We start from the raw sequence: 17,773 nt of genomic DNA, 5'->3' as shown, positions 1-17,773 counted from the left end.
AGGCTGCGCGCTGACGCGCCAGGAGTCCCGATGAACTTTCGACGCTCCGCTCTTCGGGCCATGTTTATTCGTCACAAGAAGGTGCGATTCAGCGGCCGTCCGGCGGCGATGGCCGCTGCTGCCGCTTTCGCCATTGCGTTGCTCGGCGGTGCCGGGGGCAATGCGCTTGCCGCGCCGGCTCGTGCCACGAGCGCGCCGGACACCGCTTCCGCAGGCAGTTCCACTACCGCTGTCGTTGCCGTCGCCGCGGGCGCGCAGTACACGGTACATGCGGGGCAGTCGCTCAACGATGTCGCGATCGCTATTACGCAGTCGCATGACCGCGCGGTTCTCGCGCGCGCGACGCGCGCACTTTTCGACACGAATCCGGCTGCGTTCATGAATCACGATCCGAGCCGCATGCGTGTGGGCGCGGTGTTGATCGTGCCGGCGCTCGATGCGTCGGGGGCCTTGGCGGCTTCGTCGACTGGGGCTGCAGCGGGGGCGTCGGAGTCGACAGCGGCTGCGCCCGCTTCCGCGTCGACGGCGGCGCCGGCCGAGGCTGCGGCCAGCATGGCGAGTGCAACCCGCGCCGCAGTTCAAGCGACGACGCCAGCCGCATCCGAGGTCTCTGGCGCGGCCAGCGCGGCGGTATCGACTGGCGCGGCGGCGGGCGGCTTGGCTTCGTCCGCGCCAGTGGCCGGTTCGGCGCCTGCGGCGGCGAGTGGCACGCAGGAATGGACCGGATCGATTCAACCGGCGGCGAGCGCGCCTGCTGGACAAGCGCCGTCGGCGGCAACCGCGGCGGCACCCGCGGCGGCACCTGCGGCCGCAGCCGCGCAGGCGGCTTCGCAGCCCCGTCAGAAAGTGTCGAGTCTGCAGCAACTGCTGGCGCTGAAAAACCGTGTGCTAATGGAATTGCAGAAGCACGGTATCGGCGGGGCGCCCGTCGCTTCGAGCCCGAAGCCGACGAGCGCTGCGCAGCCGGCAGGGGCAGGTTCGGCGGCGACAGTACCCGTGGCGCCGCAGCACGCGAATGCGGCGACGTCGCCGTCGAATGAGGGCGGCCTGTCTCAGCGCAATTTGAGCATCGCGGCGGCGGTGGGCGCGGCATTGGTCGTTCTGCTCGCTGCTCTGCGCATGGGGCGCCGCAAGCGCGAAAAGGAGGCTGCGGCGCGGGCTCCCGAGGCGACTGATGCCACGGTGGCGGGATCGGCGCGTGACGGCGATTCGCGCGATGGCAGCGCGGTGGCAGGGCAGACAGCGGTCGCGGAAGCATCGGACGCGCAAGATCAGGAGCTTGCACGGCAAGCTGCTGCGGCGGCAGCGGCGGAGCATGCAGCTGCGGAGCGTGAGGCAGCCGAACGGGAAGCGGAAGAAAGTGCGGCGGCAGAACGTGCAGCAGCCGAGCAAGCCGCCGCCGAAAGAGCCGCAGCCGAACAGGTCGAACAGGAGCGAGCAGCAGCAGAGCGAGCAGCAGCCGAGGAACATGCCGAGGCGGAACGCGTGGCAGCGGAACGCGCAGCAGCCGAACAGGCAGCAGCGGAACAAGCAGCAGCGGAACAAGCAGCAGCGGAACAAGCAGCAGCCGAACAAGCAGCAGCCGAACAAGCAGCAGCACGCGTCGCCGCCGAACATGCAGAAGCGGAACGCACAGCGGCAGAACGCATCGCATCCGAGCGCGCCGCAGAGGAACAGGCGGCACAGCAAGCAGGCACGCTATCCAGCGGAAGCGAGCCGTCAACCGAACCACCATCGGACGCACCCGCCCCCGACGAGACGCTGCGCTCCGCGGGCACAGCCGCCAATCTGGCCGCCGCGGCAGAACTCGGCGCCGACGCGTTGCCGCTAGGACCGCTCGAACCGACCATCGGCGCGACGCAGGACGAGAACGCGCATCACGTGCAATGGGACGAGGAATCCACAGAAAGCCCGACCGCACCGCACACCGTGACGGCCGAACCGCAGTCCCCTTTGAACGTTCCGCCCCCAGTGATCGATTTCACGCAACACCAGACTGAACCGCGCGCCACCACGTCGCTCGGTCAGCCGTTCAGCGACATCCCCGTGCCGGTGCAACCCGCGGCGTCCGCGCCGACCGACTTCCCGCGCGACGCCGTCGACGCATTCGGCAGCCTGAACATGCCGCTGCCGCCCCGCATCGAAGTGCCCACCGTCGGCGAAGCAGCGCCGTCCACGTCGCTGTCGACGCAACCGGTCGCATCGCCCGACACGACCGCGCAGCAGGCCTTCGGCGTCCACGGCGCTGACGACGACACGCCGCACGTCGCCGACCAGATCGCCGCCGGCACGGCGGGTCACGGCGCCGTTGCGGGTCTCGGCGCAGCCGGCTTCGGCGCGCTGAAGCTCGACTTCGACCTCGAGTTGCCGCCGAGCCCGGCCCAGCCGCTGCCGGCCTTCACGCCGGCCGATCTCGCCCGCATCGCGCGCAACAAGCTGGAGTTGGCCTCCGAGTACATCGAGCTCGGCGATCTGGGGGGCGCCCGCGCGCTGATCAACGAAGTGATCGAAGCGAACGATCCGGCCACGCGCACCGAAGCTCGCGCGTTGCTTTCGACACTCGCACCGCTGTCGTGAAGCGCATCGCATTAGGCGTGCAGTACGACGGCGCGGCGTTCGCTGGATGGCAATCGCAGCCGCATGGCAACACGGTTCAGGACGAGCTCGAACGGGCGCTGCGCGAATTCACGCGCACGCCCGTGCACACGGTGGTCGCCGGCCGCACCGACCGCGGCGTGCATGGCTTGGGCCAGGTCGTACATTTCGACACCGAACTCGATCGCGTCGACATCTCCTGGGTGCGCGGCCCGAACGCATTTCTGCCGAAGACGATCGGCGTGCAATGGGCCAAGCCGATGCCCGACGATTTTCATGCGCGATTTTCGGCATTCGAGCGGACCTATTACTACGTGCTGTACGTCAGTCCGGTTCGCTCGCCAATGCTCACGACGCGCGCCGGCTGGGTGCACACGCCACTCGACGTCGACGCGATGCGCTCGGCCGCCGAGCACCTGATCGGCGAGCACGACTTTTCGGCGTTTCGTTCGTCGCAATGTCAGTCGAAGACGCCGTTCAAGCATCTGTACCAGATCGACGTCAAACGACAGGGTAACTTCGTGCATTTCCGCTTTCGCGCGAACGCGTTCCTGCATCACATGGTGCGCAACGTCATGGGCTGTCTGATCGAAATCGGCAGCGGCCGCCGCCCGGCCGCGTGGATGGCCGACGTGCTTGCGAGCCGTAGCCGCGACTGCGCGGCGCCGACCTTCATGCCCGACGGCCTGTATCTCGCGCAAGTGGGCTATCCTGAGCAATTCGGCGTGCCCGACCCGGCGACGGGCAGCGTGCCGTGGAGCAGCGTATGGACCGAGCAACCCGAAACATGAAAGCAGCCGAGACCCACGCCAACAAGGCCGACGCCACCGCCTTGCAAAGCGTGCCGCATCGCACGCGCATCAAGCTGTGCGGACTGTCCAAGCCCGCCGACATCGCACACGCGATCGACCTCGGTGCCGACGCGATCGGCCTCGTGTTCTATCCGCCGAGCGCGCGCTCGGTGAGCGTCGCCCAAGCGGTCGAACTCGTGCACGATGTGCCGCCGTTCGTGTCGGTCGTCGGCCTGTTCGTCAACGCAACGCCGGACTGGGTCCAAGAGGTCGCGAGCAATGTGAACCTGACAATGTTGCAGTTCCACGGTGACGAGACGCCGGACCAGTGCGAGACGCTCGCCGGCGTTGCGGGTTTGCCTTGGTTGCGTGCGCTGCGGGTCGCGGCGGATACTCGATCGGCCGATTTGGTAAAATCGGCGTTCAACTATTCAGCAGCCAGTGGTCTTCTGTTCGACACTCATGTCGAAGGCTACGGCGGCGGCGGGAAGGTTTTCGATTGGTCACTTATTCCAGCAGAGCTCGCGCATCGGGCCGTTTTGAGTGGTGGGTTGAACACGCAAAACGTCAGTGATGCGATCCATCGCGTGCGCCCGTACGCGGTCGATGTCTCGAGCGGCATCGAAGTGCCGGGCGCCCGGGGCGTGAAAGATCACGCCCGGATGGCGGCGTTCGTGCGCGCGGTGCGCGCCGCGGACGCTGAATGATTCAGGCTCGCGGGCGCTTTCCGATGAAAGCCGCGAGCCGTTCTGAGAAGAGTGATCACCATGTACAACTTGCCTGACGAAAGAGGCCACTTCGGCCAGTTTGGCGGCGTGTTCGTAGCCGAAACGCTGTTTTCCGCACTCGACGAGCTGCGCGAAGCGTACGAGAAATATCAGAAAGACCCGGAATTCGTCGCCGAATACGAGCGCGAACTGAAGTACTTCGTGGGTCGCCCGTCGCCGATTTATCACGCACAGCGCTGGAGCGAATTGCTCGGCGGCGCGCAGGTTTATCTGAAGCGTGAAGACCTGAATCACACCGGCGCACACAAAATCAACAACGTAATCGGCCAGGCGCTGCTCGCCAAACGCATGGGCAAACCGCGCGTCATCGCGGAAACCGGTGCCGGTCAGCACGGCGTGGCCACCGCGACGATCTGCGCGCGCTTCGGTATGGAGTGCGTGGTCTACATGGGCGCCGAGGACGTACGCCGCCAGGCCGCCAACGTGTACCGCATGAAGCTGCTCGGCGCGACCGTCGTGCCGGTCGAATCGGGTTCGCGCACGCTGAAGGACGCGCTGAACGAAGCGATGCGCGACTGGGTCACCAACGTCGAAAACACGTTCTACATCATCGGCACGGTCGCGGGTCCGCATCCGTATCCGATGATGGTGCGCGATTTCCAGCGTGTGATCGGCGACGAATGCCGCGTGCAAATGCCCGAACTCGCCGGTCGCCAGCCGGATGCGGTCATTGCGTGTGTCGGCGGCGGTTCGAATGCAATGGGTATCTTTTACCCATATATCGACGACAAATCAGTGCAGTTGATCGGTGTCGAAGCGGCCGGCGACGGCATCGAAACGGGTCGCCACGCGGCTTCGCTGATCGGCGGCAGCCCCGGAGTGTTGCACGGCAACCGTACCTATCTGCTGCAAGATGAAGACGGCCAGATCATCGAGACCCATTCGGTATCGGCAGGCCTCGACTATCCGGGCGTCGGCCCCGAGCACGCGTGGCTAAAAGAGAGCAACCGCGCGCAATATGTTGGCATCACCGACGAAGAAGCACTGAAGGCGTTCCACGACTGCTGCCGCATCGAGGGTATTATTCCCGCGCTGGAGTCGAGCCACGCGCTCGCGTATGCCACGAAGCTCGCGCCGACCTTGTCGAAAGACAAGATTCTGCTGGTCAACCTGTCGGGCCGCGGCGACAAGGACATGCACACGGTCGCCGAGCGATCGGGTATCCAGTTCTGAGCCGCGACGATGCGTGACGAGTTCGACGAGCCGCAGCCGGCGATTGAAACCACGAATCCGGCCGCCGAAGTACCGGCGGCCGCGGCATCTGCACCGCTGCTTGCGCAAGTGCCGGCTGGCATTCAGCTGTTGAACCGCGATTTTCTGACCGATGTAGCGAACATTCCCGACGGGTCGATCGACCTGATCGTCTGCGATCCGCCTTATGGGCTTGGGAAGGATTATGGCAACGACTCGGACATGCGCACGGGCGAGGAATTTCTCGTCTGGACGCGTGGCTGGCTCGAGCTGGCTGTCCCGAAGCTCAAGTCGTCGGGTTCGCTCTACATTTTCTGCACTTGGCAATACGCACCGGAAATCTTCAGTTTCCTGAAGACGAAACTCGTGATGGTCAACGAAATCATCTGGGACCGGCGTGTGCCGAGTATGGGCGGCACCACGCGCCGCTTTACGTCGGTGCACGACAACATCGGTTTTTTCGCGGTGTCGAAGGACTATTTCTTCGATCTCGACCCCGTCCGCATCCCGTACGATGCAGTCACGAAGAAGGCGCGTTCGCGAAAGTTGTTCGAAGGAAGCAAGTGGTTGGAGCTTGGCTATAATCCGAAGGATGTCTGGTCGGTCTCGCGTCTGCATCGGCAGCATGCGGAGCGCGTCGCGCATCCGACCCAGAAACCTCTGGAAATCGTCGAGCGAATGGTGTTGTCCAGTTGTCCGAAGGGCGGCCGCGTGCTCGACCCGTTCATGGGCAGCGGCACCACCGCAGTCGCTTGCGTCCGTCAGCAGCGCGAATTCGTCGGCTATGAGATCAACGAGAGCTATTGCGCGATAGCGCGCGAGCGCGTCAGCGCCGCTGCTACGCCTGCAGCGCCGCGTCGGACTCGAGCGAAGCCGAAAGTGCAGTCGTCGACCGAACTGCAGTGAAAAGCGCGCGATACGCCGCTAGTTTCGCCTAAAGGCGCGCGGCGATGAGCGCGCGGTAGCCCTAATTCGAGAATACTTCCATGTCCCGTATCAAGAACACGTTTGCCGCGCTGTCCGCCCAAGGGAAGAAAGGCTTGATCCCGTTCATGACCGCTGGCGATCCGGACCCGGCTCGCACGGTCGAATTCATGCACGCGCTCGCCGCCGGCGGTGCCGATGTGATCGAACTCGGCGTGCCGTTTTCCGACCCGATGGCCGACGGCCCGGTGATCCAGCAGTCGTCCGAACGCGCGCTCGCGAAGGGTGTATCCCTGCGCCACGTGCTGGCCGACGTCAAACGCTTCCGCGAAAGTGACGACAAAACCCCTGTTGTGCTGATGGGCTACGCGAACCCGATCGAGCGGATGGGCGCCGAGGCCTTCGCGAAAGCCGCGAAAGAAGCCGGTGTCGATGGCGTGCTGGTGGTCGATTATCCGCCTGAAGAATGCGCTAACTTCGCCGAACAGATGCAATCCGCCGGTATCGATCCGATCTTTTTGCTCGCGCCGACCTCAACCGACGAACGTATCGCCGAAGTCGGCCGCATCGCCAGCGGCTACGTCTACTATGTGTCGCTGAAAGGGGTCACCGGCGCCGCAAATCTGGACGTTTCCAGCATCGCGAGTAAAATCCCGGCCATCAAGTCGCGCGTCCCCCTGCCAGTGGGCGTCGGTTTCGGCATTCGCGACGCGCAAACGGCGCGTGCGGTGGGCGAGGTGGCCGATGCCGTCGTAATCGGCAGCCGTATCGTTCAATTGCTCGAACAGGCAGCCCCTGACGCAGCTGCCGAGACGCTCAAGCGTTTCGTTGCAGAAGTGCGCGAGGCGCTCGATAGCGTCGCGACTGCCCGATAACAGTTATTTTTGTCGCGGTAACGTGAGCGGCGGGCTCGTCCCGCCGTTTGCGCGACTGCTGACCCAGAAGGATTCCCTATGAGCTGGCTCGATAAGCTGCTGCCGCCAAAAATCAAACAAACCGACCCGAAGAACCGCAAGGGAATTCCGGAAGGCCTGTGGATCAAGTGCCCGTCGTGCGAAGCCGTGCTGTATCGCAACGACGTCGAGGCCAATCTGCATGTTTGCCCGAAGTGCGACCATCACATGCGCATCGGCGCGCGTGAGCGGCTCGACAGCCTGCTCGATCCGGAAGGCCGCTACGAAATCGGCCAGGAAATCGTTCCGGTCGACGCGCTGAAGTTCAAGGACAGCCGCAAGTACCCCGAGCGCATCAAAGAGGCGATGGACGAAACGGACGAGACCGATGCAATGGTCGTGATGGGCGGCGCGATTCACACGCTGCCGGTCGTCGTGGCGAACTTCGAGTTCTCGTTCATGGGCGGCTCGATGGGCTCGGTGGTCGGCGAGCGTTTCGCGCGCGGCGCGCAGAACGCGCTCGAACAGAAAGTGCCGTTCATCTGCGTCACCGCTTCGGGCGGTGCGCGGATGCAGGAAAGCCTGCTGTCGCTGATGCAAATGGCGAAGACCACCGCGATGCTCACGAAGCTGGCCGAAGCCAAGCTGCCGTTCATCTCGGTGCTGACCGACCCGACGATGGGCGGCGTGTCCGCGAGTTTTGCGTTCCTCGGGGACGTCGTGATCGCCGAGCCCAAGGCGCTGATCGGCTTTGCCGGCCCGCGCGTGATTGAGCAGACGGTGCGCGAGAAACTGCCGGAAGGGTTCCAACGCGCCGAGTTCCTGCTGCAAAAGGGCGCGATCGACATGATCGTCGATCGTCGCAAGCTGCGCGAAGAGATCGCGCAACTGCTGGCGCTGTTGAGCCATCAGCCGGCGGACGCGGTCGCGTAAGAACCGGGTACCGAAGCAAAAATAGCGCGCCGTGCGAGCAATCAAGCGGCGCGCTGTCATTTCCGGGATAATTACGGTCGCCTGCGATCCCGTGGCGCGGTTTATGCGCACAAACCCGATCTCCACCGATGACCGGCGACCCGCGATCCGGACGGCAACCGCCTGACCGCACCTTCGCAGCACTGCAGAACCGAACTACCGCGACTCACTCAAGATTCACCCGATGACGACATTCCCTACCCTCGACGCGTGGCTCACGCACCTTGAATCCGCGCATCCGGTCGGCATCGACATGGGTTTGAGCCGCATCTCCCAGGTACGCGATGCGATGCAGCTGTCGTTCGCGTGCCCGATCATTACAGTCGGCGGCACGAACGGCAAAGGGTCGACCTGCGCGATTCTCGAAGCGATTCTGCTGCGCGCGGGCTATACGGTCGGTTGCCACACGTCGCCGCATCTGCTTTCGTTCAACGAGCGCGCGCGCATCAACGGAGCAATGGCGAGCGACGCAGATCTGCTGCCGCACTTCGAAGCGGTCGAAGCCGCGCGCCAGAGCTTGGCTAAACCGGTCTCGCTGACCTACTTCGAATTCACGACGCTGGCGATCATGAGCCTGTTCGCGTCGCGCGGCCTCGACGCGGTGATTTTCGAGGTCGGCCTCGGCGGCCGTCTCGACGCGGTCAATATCCTCGATACCGACTGCGCGATCATCACGAGCATCGACATCGATCACACCGACTATCTCGGTGATACACGCGAGAAAATCGCCTTCGAAAAGGCCGGTATCTTCCGTCCCGGCAAGCCGGCGATCTGCGCGGACCCGGTGCCGCCGCAATCGCTGATCGATCACGCGGAAAAGATCGGCGCGCAATTGTGGCTGTTCGGCCGCGACTTCCGTTACGAAGGCCAGGCCGGCAGTGAGCGCCAGCAGTGGAGCTACGTCGGTCCGACGCTGCGCCGCTCGGCGCTCGCCTATCCGTCGCTGCGCGGTGCGAATCAGCTTATCAACACGTCGGCGGCGCTGGCCGGGCTCGAAGCGTTGCGCGACCGTCTGCCGGTGTCGGCGCAGGACATTCGGCTCGGCATCGCCAACGTCGATCTGCCGGGCCGCTTCCAGGTGCTGCCGGGCAAGCCGTCCATTGTGCTCGACGTCGGCCACAACCCGCATGCCGCCGCGGTGCTCGGGCAGAATCTCGGCAACATGGGCTTTTTCCCGTACACGTACGCGGTGTTCGGTGCGATGCGCGACAAGGACATCGCCGGCGTGCTCAGTCATCTGAAAGGGGAGATCGATCACTGGTGCGTGACCGATCTGCCGACCCCGCGCGCCGCCTCCGCGCTAGAACTGGAAACCGCATTGCGCGAGCTGGGCGTGGAAGACAGCGCCGACAGCAGCGTCACGCGTTACGCGACGCCGGCAGAGGCTTTCCAGGACGCGCTAAAACGTGCGTCAGAGAATGATAGAATCGTGGTTTTCGGCAGTTTCTATACGGTAGCGGGTGTGATGGCCTACCGGAAATCGCAGCAACACTGAGCGGGCGCCAGGCTCGAACCAAGCGATTCATGGGAATTTTCTCGTTCGGCAAGAAAGACGACGCGCCCAGCAGGCGCGGCGCAAACACCAGTTCCAATCGGGCCGCCCGGGGTGAGCGCGTCGAGCGGCGTACCCGCCGCACCGAGCGCACCGTCGATGCAGACGCAATGCTGCTCGACCCCACGCTGCCGGAAAAGCAGCGCGCGCGCCGCCGGCTCGTCGGCGCAATCGCACTGGTCGTCGCGGCGGTAATCATTCTGCCGATGGTGCTGGATTCGCACCCGAAGCCCGTCACCGACGACATCTCAATCGACATTCCTAGCCGGCCCTCGCCGAGGCTCTCCAGGTCCACCGCCAACGAAGACGTGCAAGCCGGCGTCGCGCCGGACAATCCGCCGGCCGCCGACAGCGGCATCGCCGCGTCCAGCCTTGCGCCGGCAGCGACCGCGGCATCCGCCGCGACTACGGCGGCGGCCCCGGCCTCCGCCGCGAAACCAGCGCAACCGACTCAATCGACTCAATCGACTCAATCGACTCAATCGACCGCAGCGAAACAGGGCACGACCTCGTCCGTCGCAACCGGCAGCGTTACCGCCGCGACACCGAAGCCCGCCAAACAGACGAAAGCACCCGCCGCCGCACCGTCGGCATCGACCGACGACGACGCGAACCCAGCCACCGCCAGCGCCGACGCGAATTCCGGCACGCCGGCCTCGCCGCCGGGCAACCGTTTCGCGGTGCAGCTCGGCGCGTTCTCGAACGAAGCGAATGCGCGCAATTGGGCCGCGAAGTTGAAAGCGGCGGGCGTGCCCACATATACCGAGCATAGGAAGCAAGCCGACGGTTCGACGCTGACCTTGCTGCGTGCGGGCCCGTTCGCCGACCGTGCCGCGGCCACCGCCGCTGTCGCGAAGGTCCGCGAGGCGGGCCTCGTGTCGGGCTCGAACGGCGGCGGCGCACAGTAAGCGAGCGATGTTCACTGCCTTCGACTACGCTGTAATGGCGGTGATCGGTTTGTCGGCGCTGCGAGGCGCCTGGCGCGGTTTGCTGTCGGAAGTGTTTGGTTTGATCGGCTGGGTCGCGGCGTTTTTCGTCGCCTGCGAGTTCGTCGGCTATGTGGTCCCGTATATCCCGTCCACCTGGCCGGGCGGCGCGTTGACGCAGTGGCTGCTGGCTTTTTCGCTCGTGGTGATCGGCGTAGTGCTGGTCACGAGCGTGGTGAGCGCGCTGCTCAGCCGCCTCGTGCAGGTCACGGGACTGGGCGGTGCGGACCGCTCGCTCGGTTTGATGTTCGGCCTCGTCCGCGGGGTCGTTCTGGTGCTGATTCTGGTCGCCCTCGCAGGCTTGACCGAACTGCCCAAAGAGGAATTCTGGCGCAATGCGCTGCTTCGTCCGTATGCTGTTGCGGGCGTCCGCGCAATGAAACCGCTGCTCCCCGAGGCGCTCGCCGCTTACGTCCATGTGGACGATCTGGGCGCCCCGAGCAACGCGCAACAGGACTCCGGCGCATACCGGCTGCCTTGACGGCGTAGCGCGTCCCGTCGCATCGAAGCGCGGGCGCGAGCATAGGCACCGGTCGCCATCACGAATTTTGTACCTTTGAAGGACATGCCATGTGCGGCATCGTAGGCGTAGTTTCCCACTCCCCGGTCAACCAACTGATCTATGACAGCCTGCTGCTGCTGCAGCATCGCGGTCAGGACGCCGCCGGCATCGCGACGGCGAACGGCAGCAATTTCCACATGCACAAGGCCAACGGCATGGTGCGCGACGTGTTCCGCACGCGCAACATGCGTAGCCTGCCGGGCACGACCGGCATCGGCCAGGTCCGTTACCCGACCGCCGGTTCGGCGTCGAGCGAAGAAGAGGCGCAGCCGTTCTACGTGAACGCGCCGTTCGGCATCATCCTCGCGCACAACGGCAACCTGACCAACTGGCAGCAGCTGAAAGATGAGATGTTCCGCATCGATCGCCGCCACGTGAACACCAATTCCGATACCGAAGTGCTGCTCAACGTGTTCGCGCACGAGCTGCAACTGTCGAGTTCGGGTCTGCAACTCGATCCGGCCGCGCTGTTCAAGGCGGTAGCGGGCGTGCATCGGCGGGTGCGCGGTTCGTATGCGATCGTCGCGCTGATCGCCGGTTACGGTCTGCTCGGCGTCCGCGATCCGTTCGGTATCCGTCCGCTGTGCCTCGGCAAGCTGGAGACGCCTGAAGGCGTCGAGTGGATGCTGGCGTCGGAATCGGTGGCGATCGAAGGCATTGGTTTCGAATTCGTGCGCGACGTGCAGCCGGGCGAAGCGGTTTTCATCGACGCAGAAGGCCAGCTGCATTCGCAACAGTGCGCGACGGCTCCGAGCCTGAACCCCTGCATCTTCGAACTCGTGTATCTGGCGCGTCCGGATTCGGTGCTCGACGGCGTGCCGGTGTACAACGTGCGCCTGCGCATGGGTGACTACCTCGCCGAGAAGATCAAGCGCGAACTGCCCGACGTCGCAATCGACGTCGTGATGCCGATTCCCGACTCGTCGCGCCCGGCCGCGATGCAAGTCGCGAAGAAGCTCGGCGTCGAGTATCGCGAGGGCTTCTTCAAGAACCGCTATGTAGGCCGTACCTTCATCATGCCGGGCCAGGCGGTGCGCAAGAAGTCGGTGCGCCAGAAGCTGAACGCGATGAACATCGAGTTCAAGGGCAAGAACGTGCTGATCGTCGACGACTCGATCGTGCGCGGCACGACGTCGCATGAAATCGTGCAGATGGCGCGCGATGCGGGCGCGAACAAGGTGATTTTCGCGTCGGCGGCGCCGCCGGTGAAATTCCCGAACGTCTACGGCATCGATATGCCGACGCGCGGCGAACTGGTCGCGCACGGCCGCTCGGACGAGGAAGTCGCGCGCATGATCGGCGCGGATCACCTCGTGTATCAGGACGTCGACGCGCTGAAGCAGGCGGTGCGCGATATCAATCCGGCGCTGAGGGCGTTCGAGGCTTCGTGCTTCGACGGCAACTACGTGACCGGCGACATCACGACCGAGTACCTCGACCGCATCGAAAGCGCGCGTCTCGCGCCGTCGTCGCAATCGGATCGCGATGCCGCGAGCGAAGCGATCGACGGTGGTGGCCCGGCGCGTTCGCAGCTGCATCTGCAACTGTCGGTGGGTTGAGCGTACACACCGCGCCCCTCCCCACACGAAGCCCGCTTATGCCGACGCAAAAGCGGGCTTTTTTGTTGCTGCCTCATTTAGCCACCAAAGCCGCGACGGACTCCTGGAGACCAGACCCAACATGGACGACTCCCTGAACCTCGACTTCGACACGCTGGCCGTCCGCTCGGGCACCGCGCGAAGCAACTTCAACGAGCACTCGGAAGCGATCTTCCTGACCTCGAGCTTCGTATTCGCGAGCGCCGCGGAAGCCGCCGAGCGCTTCAAGAACTCCGAAGACTATTTCACGTACTCGCGCTTCTCGAATCCGACCGTCTCGATGTTCCAGGACCGGCTGGCCGCGCTCGAGGGCGGCGAGGCCTGTATTGCGACCGCGTCGGGCATGGCCGCGATCATGTCGGTCGTGATGTCGATGTTGCAAGCGGGTGATCACCTCGTCAGCTCGCGGGCGCTGTTCGGCTCGACACTCGGCATGTTCTCGCAGATCTTCAGCAAGTTCGGCATCACGACTACGTTCGTCGATCCGACCGATTTGAACGCGTGGAACGAAGCGGTGCGTCCCGAAACGAAGATGTTTTTCCTCGAGACGCCTTCCAACCCGCTGACCGAGGTTTCGGATATCGAAGCGATCGGCAGGATCGCGAAAGCCGCGAATGCGTTGTTCGTCGTCGATAACTGCTTCTGCAGCCCGGCGTTGCAGCAGCCGCTGAAACTGGGCGCGGATGTCGTCATGCATTCGGCGACCAAGTTCCTCGACGGCCAGGGCCGCGTGATCGGCGGCGCGCTGGTCGGTTCGAAGCAATTCATCATGGAAAAGGTGTTTCCGTTCGTGCGCAGCGCCGGGCCGACGCTGTCCGCGTTCAACGCGTGGCTGCTGTTGAAAGGCATGGAAACGCTGTCGTTGCGCGTCGAAAAGCAGTCAGCGAACGCGCTCGAAATCGCGCGCTGGCTCGAGTCGCATCCGGCCATCAATCGCGTGTTCTATCCGGGGCTCGAATCGCATCCACAGCATGCGCTCGCGATGCGTCAGCAGAAGTCGGGCGGCGCGATCGTGTCGTTCGAATTGAAGGGCGACACGCCCGAGCAGATGCGCGCGAACGCATGGCGCGTGATCGACGGCACGAAGGTCTGTTCGATCACCGGCAACCTGGGCGACACGCGTACGACGATCACGCATCCGGCGACGACCACGCACGGCCGCATCACGCCCGAAGCGCGCGCGGCGGCGGGCATCAGCGAAGGTCTGATCCGGCTTGCGGTGGGGCTTGAAAACGCGGGCGATATCCGTGCGGATCTGCGGCGTGGCTTAGAAGGCTGACAGGACCTTCGCCGCCGCCCTCAGTGCCGCAACGCGCGCCACTGTCCGGGCGCGAGCCCAAAACGCCGCGTAAATGCGTGCGTGTAAGCGCTCTGATCGGCAAAGCCGATGTCGAGCGCAATATCGGTCAACGAAAGACGCGGGTCCGCGAGCAGCGTGATCGACGTGTCGAGCCGCAGCCGCTGCAAATAGCGATGCGGCGTCTCGCCGAACGCATCGATAAACAGTTGATGAAAACGCCGCATGCCGAAGCCGCAGTGCGCGGCGAGGTCCGCGATCTTCAGCGGCTCGGACAGATGCGCGCGCAGCCAGCGGTCGATGCGCGCGAAATCGAGCCGAACGCCTTCGCTCTGCGCACCGGCGAGTGCCCCGGAATCGACGACGAGCGCGGCGCCCAGACGTGCCGCGGCATCCCAATGGAAGCGACAGTGACCGACGGCATTATCTTGCGCTTCACCCGCGCCGCCCGCCGCATGCGCGGCAATCGTGTGCACGAGCTGTGCGAGCGATGGATCGACGGCCACGGCTCGCGCGCGCTCGAACAGCCGCTCGGGCACCGCCAGCGACGTCGCGGGCAAATCGAGTACGAGCTGACGGTTCGTGCCGACGCCCGAGTAATCGTGCCGCGCGCCGGCCGGGATCAGCCATGCGGAGCCGGCGTCGATCTGCTCCGCGACGCCGTCCACCGCCATCACCATCGCACCGTCGAGTCCCAGCACGACTTGATGGAAGTCGTGCACGTCCGACGCTTCGATCGCGCCGTAGCAGCGCAGCGAAACGTTAGGGGCGGTGACGGCGGCGTGGCTCATGGCAATACTTGGGTCTAGCTCAGACCGCGAGCAGTTCGACTTCGAACACGAGCGTCGCGTTCGGCGGAATCACGCCCCCCGCGCCGCGCACGCCGTAGCCGAGTTGCGGCGGAATGGTCAGCTTGCGCTTGCCGCCGACCTTCATGCCTTGCACGCCTTCGTCCCAGCCCTTGATGACCATGCCGCCGCCCAGCACGAACGCGAACGGGTCATTGCGGTCCTTGCTCGAATCGAACTTCTGGCCGTCGGTCAGCCAGCCCGTGTAGTGCACGGTCACGCTCTTGCCGGCGACGGCTTCGGCGCCGGTGCCTTCCACGAGGTCTTCGTACTTCAGGCCGGATTCGGTCGTCATAGTCGACATGCGTTGCTCCTCAGATCAAAAACGTAAAACCGACATTGTAGGCGCGTTGACGCCGATCGCCGAATCTTGTCCGGTTTCGCGCATGGCATGCGGATTGCGTCGCGTCTCGCGGTTCGGCCTCCACTGGTCGGTCCGAACGGGATGCCTATAATGAGGCTTCCCCCCATCATCCAGCACTGCCTGAGAGGACTCGATCGTGACTACGTCACCCACCGGGACTGCTGGCGCCCAGCCGGCGTCGGCCGGCTTCGTCATCTCCGAACGCAGCGCGCTGCTGCGCGCGGAAACCGCATTGTTCATGCGCGATCATGTGCTGTCGCTGGTGTCGCACGACCTGCGCGGTCCGTTGAATGCGATTCATAGCTGGGCTTACGTGCTCGAGCGCAAGCTCGACGCGAACGATCCCAACTCGCAGCGCGCGATCACCGGCATTCGCAGCGGCGTCGATCAGCAGGTGAAGCTGCTCGAGACGATCGTCGATACGACGCGCGCCGAAACCAAATCGCTCGCGCTCACGTATGAGCCTTTTCCGCTGCATCCGCTGCTTGCCGAAACCGTCGAGGAAGTCCGCGCCGGCCTCGCCCGCGCGCGCGGCGTCGACGTGCGGCTCGACTCGCAGATCGCCACCGAGCAACTGAACGGCGACCGCGTTCGTCTTGCCGCCGCGCTGTGGCTGATGCTGACGTTCGCCGTCGAAGCGAGCGCGCGGGGCGCCGAGGTCGCACTGGCCGCGCGCGCGGACAACGGCACATGGCATGCGAGCGTCACGTACGAGCCGAACGAGGCCGCGTTGAACGACGCCGCGCTGCCGCACGTGCTCGAAGCGTTCGCGCGCAAGCAGGCCGGCGAGCCGCGCGAGGCGAAGCGCATCGCGTGGGTGTTCGCGTTGTGCAAGCGCGTCGCGGAGGCGCACGGCGGCAGCTTCGAGCAAAGCGATTCGACGGAAGCGGGCAGCGTTACCGCGACGCCCGCTACGCTCGTGCTGCGCGTGCCGTTCAGCGCGGCGGTGCCGAAATGAGCGTCGCACGCGAATGCGTTTGCGCACAATAAAGATTTCATTGAGCTTTCAGCCCCTATACTGACAACTTTTGTTGCCGGAGCCCGTCGCTTTGATACAGGTTGTCGCCCTCATCGGTGCAATGTTTCTGGTTGCACTCAACGGCTTTTTCGTCGCAGCCGAATTCGGTCTGGTCAAACTGCGGCAGACCCGCGTGCAAAGCCTCGCCGCCCAGCATGGCATGCGCGGCCGTCTGCTCGCGAAGGTGCACGGACAGCTCGACGCCTATCTGTCGGCCTGTCAGCTCGGCATCACGCTCGCGTCGCTCGGGCTCGGCTGGATCGGCGAACCGGCTTTCGCGCAACTGCTGATGCCGCTTTTCTCGTTGATCGGCGTCGAGTCCGAGAAGCTGATCCACGGCATTTCGCTGTTCTTCGCGTTTTCGTGCATTTCGTTCCTGCATATCGTGGTCGGCGAGCTCGCGCCGAAATCTCTGGCGATCCGCGAGGCGGAGAAAATTTCCCTATGGGCCGCCACACCGCTGTACGCGTTCTACTGGGCGATGTACCCGGCCATCTGGCTGCTCAACACGAGCGCGAACGCGGTGCTGAAGGCCGCGGGCCTCGATACCGACCACGGCCACGACTCGCGTTACTCGACCGAAGAACTCAAGCTGATCCTGCGCGGCCGCCGCGCGAACGTCGCGAGCGAACTCGGTTCGTCGAGCGGCGCGTACAGCCAGGACGAATGGAACACGATCGCGCACTCGCTCGACTTCTCGCGTATGACCGTATCGGACCTGATGCGGCCGTCGCATGAAATGGTTTGTCTGCGGCGCGATCTACCGCTGCGCGACAACATGCAGGTGGTCGCGCGGCACCGCTTCAGCCGCTATCCGCTGTTCGAGGATGCCGCGGGCGAGCGCGTGGCCGGCATGATCCATCTGAAGGATCTGCTGCTCGCGCGCCAGGCGGGCAGCACGCTCGAAGACCTGTCGCGCTACGTGCGCCCCGTGCAGTACGTGAAGCCGGACATGCCGGCGCTGGAACTGTTCCGGCGCTTTCGCAAAGGTGCGCCGCACTTCGCGCTGGTCGGCCACAAGAACGAGAAGCCGATCGGCTTCCTGACGCTCGACAACCTGCTCGGCGCGCTGGTCGGACAGATCCACGACGAGTTCCGTCAGGGCGACGCCGACTGGACCCGCATGGACGACGGCACGCTGATGGGCAAGGGCAGCTTGCCGGTGGTGTCGCTCGAACGGGCGCTGGGTATCGACATCGATGAGGGCAAGGCCGAGTCCGTGGGCGGCCTCGTGATCCAGGCGCTCAACGATTTGCCCGGCGAAGGGCAGCGCGTCGAGTTCGAAGACTTCGACGTGGTGGTCAAGAAGATGAAGGGACCGCGCATCGTGCTGGTGCGCGTGTATCCGAAGGTGTTCGACGACGAGGGCGGTTGAGGCCCGAGCCGACCCCCAG

At 64.8% G+C, this 17,773-nt stretch carries 16 protein-coding genes; 14 read left to right on the top strand and 2 right to left on the bottom strand.

What is annotated here, in order from left to right; translation table 11 throughout:
* Nucleotides 1–30: 30 nt before the first annotated feature.
* The 12 genes from VSR82_RS05915 (at nt 31) to VSR82_RS05860 (ending at nt 14,131) form a co-directional block, all read left to right on the top strand.
* Nucleotides 31–2,577: a FimV C-terminal domain-containing protein gene (locus VSR82_RS05915; protein ID WP_429456423.1), complete on the top strand. Its 2,547-nt coding sequence runs from the start codon at nt 31–33 to the stop codon at nt 2,575–2,577.
* Nucleotides 2,574–3,386, top strand: coding sequence for a tRNA pseudouridine(38-40) synthase TruA (gene truA, locus VSR82_RS05910; RefSeq protein WP_176123359.1), 813 nt, complete (start codon nt 2,574–2,576; stop codon nt 3,384–3,386). Before VSR82_RS05915 ends, truA begins: the two co-directional genes overlap by 4 nt.
* A complete protein-coding gene (locus tag VSR82_RS05905; RefSeq protein WP_368584168.1) occupies nt 3,383–4,093 on the top strand; it encodes a phosphoribosylanthranilate isomerase in 711 nt (236 codons plus the stop codon). Before truA ends, VSR82_RS05905 begins: the two co-directional genes overlap by 4 nt.
* A 60-nt stretch (nt 4,094–4,153) precedes the next feature.
* Nucleotides 4,154–5,347, top strand: coding sequence for a tryptophan synthase subunit beta (gene trpB, locus VSR82_RS05900; protein ID WP_013092943.1), 1,194 nt, complete (start codon nt 4,154–4,156; stop codon nt 5,345–5,347).
* Nucleotides 5,348–5,356: 9 nt separating this feature from the next.
* Complete coding sequence (locus VSR82_RS05895; protein ID WP_429456426.1) at nt 5,357–6,271, top strand: DNA-methyltransferase; 915 nt, start codon at nt 5,357–5,359, stop codon at nt 6,269–6,271.
* Nucleotides 6,272–6,351: 80 nt separating this feature from the next.
* Nucleotides 6,352–7,164: a tryptophan synthase subunit alpha gene (gene trpA, locus VSR82_RS05890; protein WP_429456428.1), complete on the top strand. Its 813-nt coding sequence runs from the start codon at nt 6,352–6,354 to the stop codon at nt 7,162–7,164.
* A 78-nt stretch (nt 7,165–7,242) separates the two neighbouring features.
* Nucleotides 7,243–8,115 (top strand): acetyl-CoA carboxylase, carboxyltransferase subunit beta, encoded by an 873-nt coding sequence (gene accD, locus VSR82_RS05885; protein ID WP_176378872.1) that lies wholly within the window; start codon nt 7,243–7,245, stop codon nt 8,113–8,115.
* Nucleotides 8,116–8,338: 223 nt separating this feature from the next.
* Nucleotides 8,339–9,649 carry a bifunctional tetrahydrofolate synthase/dihydrofolate synthase gene (folC, locus tag VSR82_RS05880; protein WP_368584165.1) on the top strand — a complete coding sequence of 437 codons (1,311 nt, stop codon included), beginning with the start codon at nt 8,339–8,341 and terminating at the stop codon, nt 9,647–9,649.
* Nucleotides 9,650–9,678: 29 nt separating this feature from the next.
* Nucleotides 9,679–10,614, top strand: coding sequence for an SPOR domain-containing protein (locus tag VSR82_RS05875; RefSeq protein WP_429456431.1), 936 nt, complete (start codon nt 9,679–9,681; stop codon nt 10,612–10,614).
* A 7-nt stretch (nt 10,615–10,621) separates the two neighbouring features.
* Nucleotides 10,622–11,173 (top strand): CvpA family protein, encoded by a 552-nt coding sequence (locus VSR82_RS05870; protein WP_368584163.1) that lies wholly within the window; start codon nt 10,622–10,624, stop codon nt 11,171–11,173.
* An 89-nt stretch (nt 11,174–11,262) separates the two neighbouring features.
* A complete protein-coding gene (purF, locus tag VSR82_RS05865) occupies nt 11,263–12,813 on the top strand; it encodes an amidophosphoribosyltransferase (protein WP_368584162.1) in 1,551 nt (516 codons plus the stop codon).
* A 121-nt stretch (nt 12,814–12,934) separates the two neighbouring features.
* A complete protein-coding gene (locus VSR82_RS05860) occupies nt 12,935–14,131 on the top strand; it encodes an O-succinylhomoserine sulfhydrylase (RefSeq protein ID WP_429456434.1) in 1,197 nt (398 codons plus the stop codon).
* A 20-nt stretch (nt 14,132–14,151) separates the two neighbouring features.
* Here VSR82_RS05860 and VSR82_RS05855 read toward each other — a convergent pair whose 3' ends face one another.
* On the bottom strand, nt 14,152–14,940 hold the full coding sequence (locus VSR82_RS05855) for a helix-turn-helix domain-containing protein (RefSeq protein WP_429456436.1): 789 nt from the start codon (nt 14,938–14,940) through the stop codon (nt 14,152–14,154).
* A 19-nt stretch (nt 14,941–14,959) separates the two neighbouring features.
* Complete coding sequence (locus VSR82_RS05850; RefSeq protein WP_368584159.1) at nt 14,960–15,301, bottom strand: FKBP-type peptidyl-prolyl cis-trans isomerase; 342 nt, start codon at nt 15,299–15,301, stop codon at nt 14,960–14,962.
* Between the two features lie 196 nt (nt 15,302–15,497).
* Here VSR82_RS05850 and VSR82_RS05845 point away from each other — a divergent pair, with 196 nt between their 5' ends.
* Together VSR82_RS05845 and VSR82_RS05840 are read left to right on the top strand one after the other, a co-directional pair.
* Nucleotides 15,498–16,319: a sensor histidine kinase gene (locus VSR82_RS05845; RefSeq protein WP_410848781.1), complete on the top strand. Its 822-nt coding sequence runs from the start codon at nt 15,498–15,500 to the stop codon at nt 16,317–16,319.
* 91 nt (nt 16,320–16,410) lie between these two features.
* Nucleotides 16,411–17,754: a hemolysin family protein gene (locus VSR82_RS05840; protein ID WP_429456439.1), complete on the top strand. Its 1,344-nt coding sequence runs from the start codon at nt 16,411–16,413 to the stop codon at nt 17,752–17,754.
* Nucleotides 17,755–17,773: the final 19 nt, after the last annotated feature.

Source organism: Burkholderia sp. JPY481, from assembly GCF_038900515.1.
GTDB lineage: Bacteria > Pseudomonadota > Gammaproteobacteria > Burkholderiales > Burkholderiaceae > Paraburkholderia > Paraburkholderia youngii.
This window is presented reverse-complemented; position numbering and strand designations above follow the sequence as displayed.

Bases quoted from the DNA above. Each gene is read 5' to 3' on its own strand.
- VSR82_RS05915 (WP_429456423.1), top strand. From the start codon at position 31: ATGAACTTTCGACGCTCCGCTCTTCGGGCCATGTTTATTCGTCACAAG.
- VSR82_RS05905 (WP_368584168.1), top strand. From the start codon at position 3,383: ATGAAAGCAGCCGAGACCCACGCCAACAAGGCCGACGCCACCGCCTTG.
- trpB (WP_013092943.1), top strand. From the start codon at position 4,154: ATGTACAACTTGCCTGACGAAAGAGGCCACTTCGGCCAGTTTGGCGGC.
- VSR82_RS05895 (WP_429456426.1), top strand. From the start codon at position 5,357: ATGCGTGACGAGTTCGACGAGCCGCAGCCGGCGATTGAAACCACGAAT.
- trpA (WP_429456428.1), top strand. From the start codon at position 6,352: ATGTCCCGTATCAAGAACACGTTTGCCGCGCTGTCCGCCCAAGGGAAG.
- accD (WP_176378872.1), top strand. From the start codon at position 7,243: ATGAGCTGGCTCGATAAGCTGCTGCCGCCAAAAATCAAACAAACCGAC.
- folC (WP_368584165.1), top strand. From the start codon at position 8,339: ATGACGACATTCCCTACCCTCGACGCGTGGCTCACGCACCTTGAATCC.
- VSR82_RS05875 (WP_429456431.1), top strand. From the start codon at position 9,679: ATGGGAATTTTCTCGTTCGGCAAGAAAGACGACGCGCCCAGCAGGCGC.
- VSR82_RS05870 (WP_368584163.1), top strand. From the start codon at position 10,622: ATGTTCACTGCCTTCGACTACGCTGTAATGGCGGTGATCGGTTTGTCG.
- purF (WP_368584162.1), top strand. From the start codon at position 11,263: ATGTGCGGCATCGTAGGCGTAGTTTCCCACTCCCCGGTCAACCAACTG.
- VSR82_RS05860 (WP_429456434.1), top strand. From the start codon at position 12,935: ATGGACGACTCCCTGAACCTCGACTTCGACACGCTGGCCGTCCGCTCG.
- VSR82_RS05855 (WP_429456436.1), bottom strand. From the start codon at position 14,940: ATGAGCCACGCCGCCGTCACCGCCCCTAACGTTTCGCTGCGCTGCTAC.
- VSR82_RS05850 (WP_368584159.1), bottom strand. From the start codon at position 15,301: ATGTCGACTATGACGACCGAATCCGGCCTGAAGTACGAAGACCTCGTG.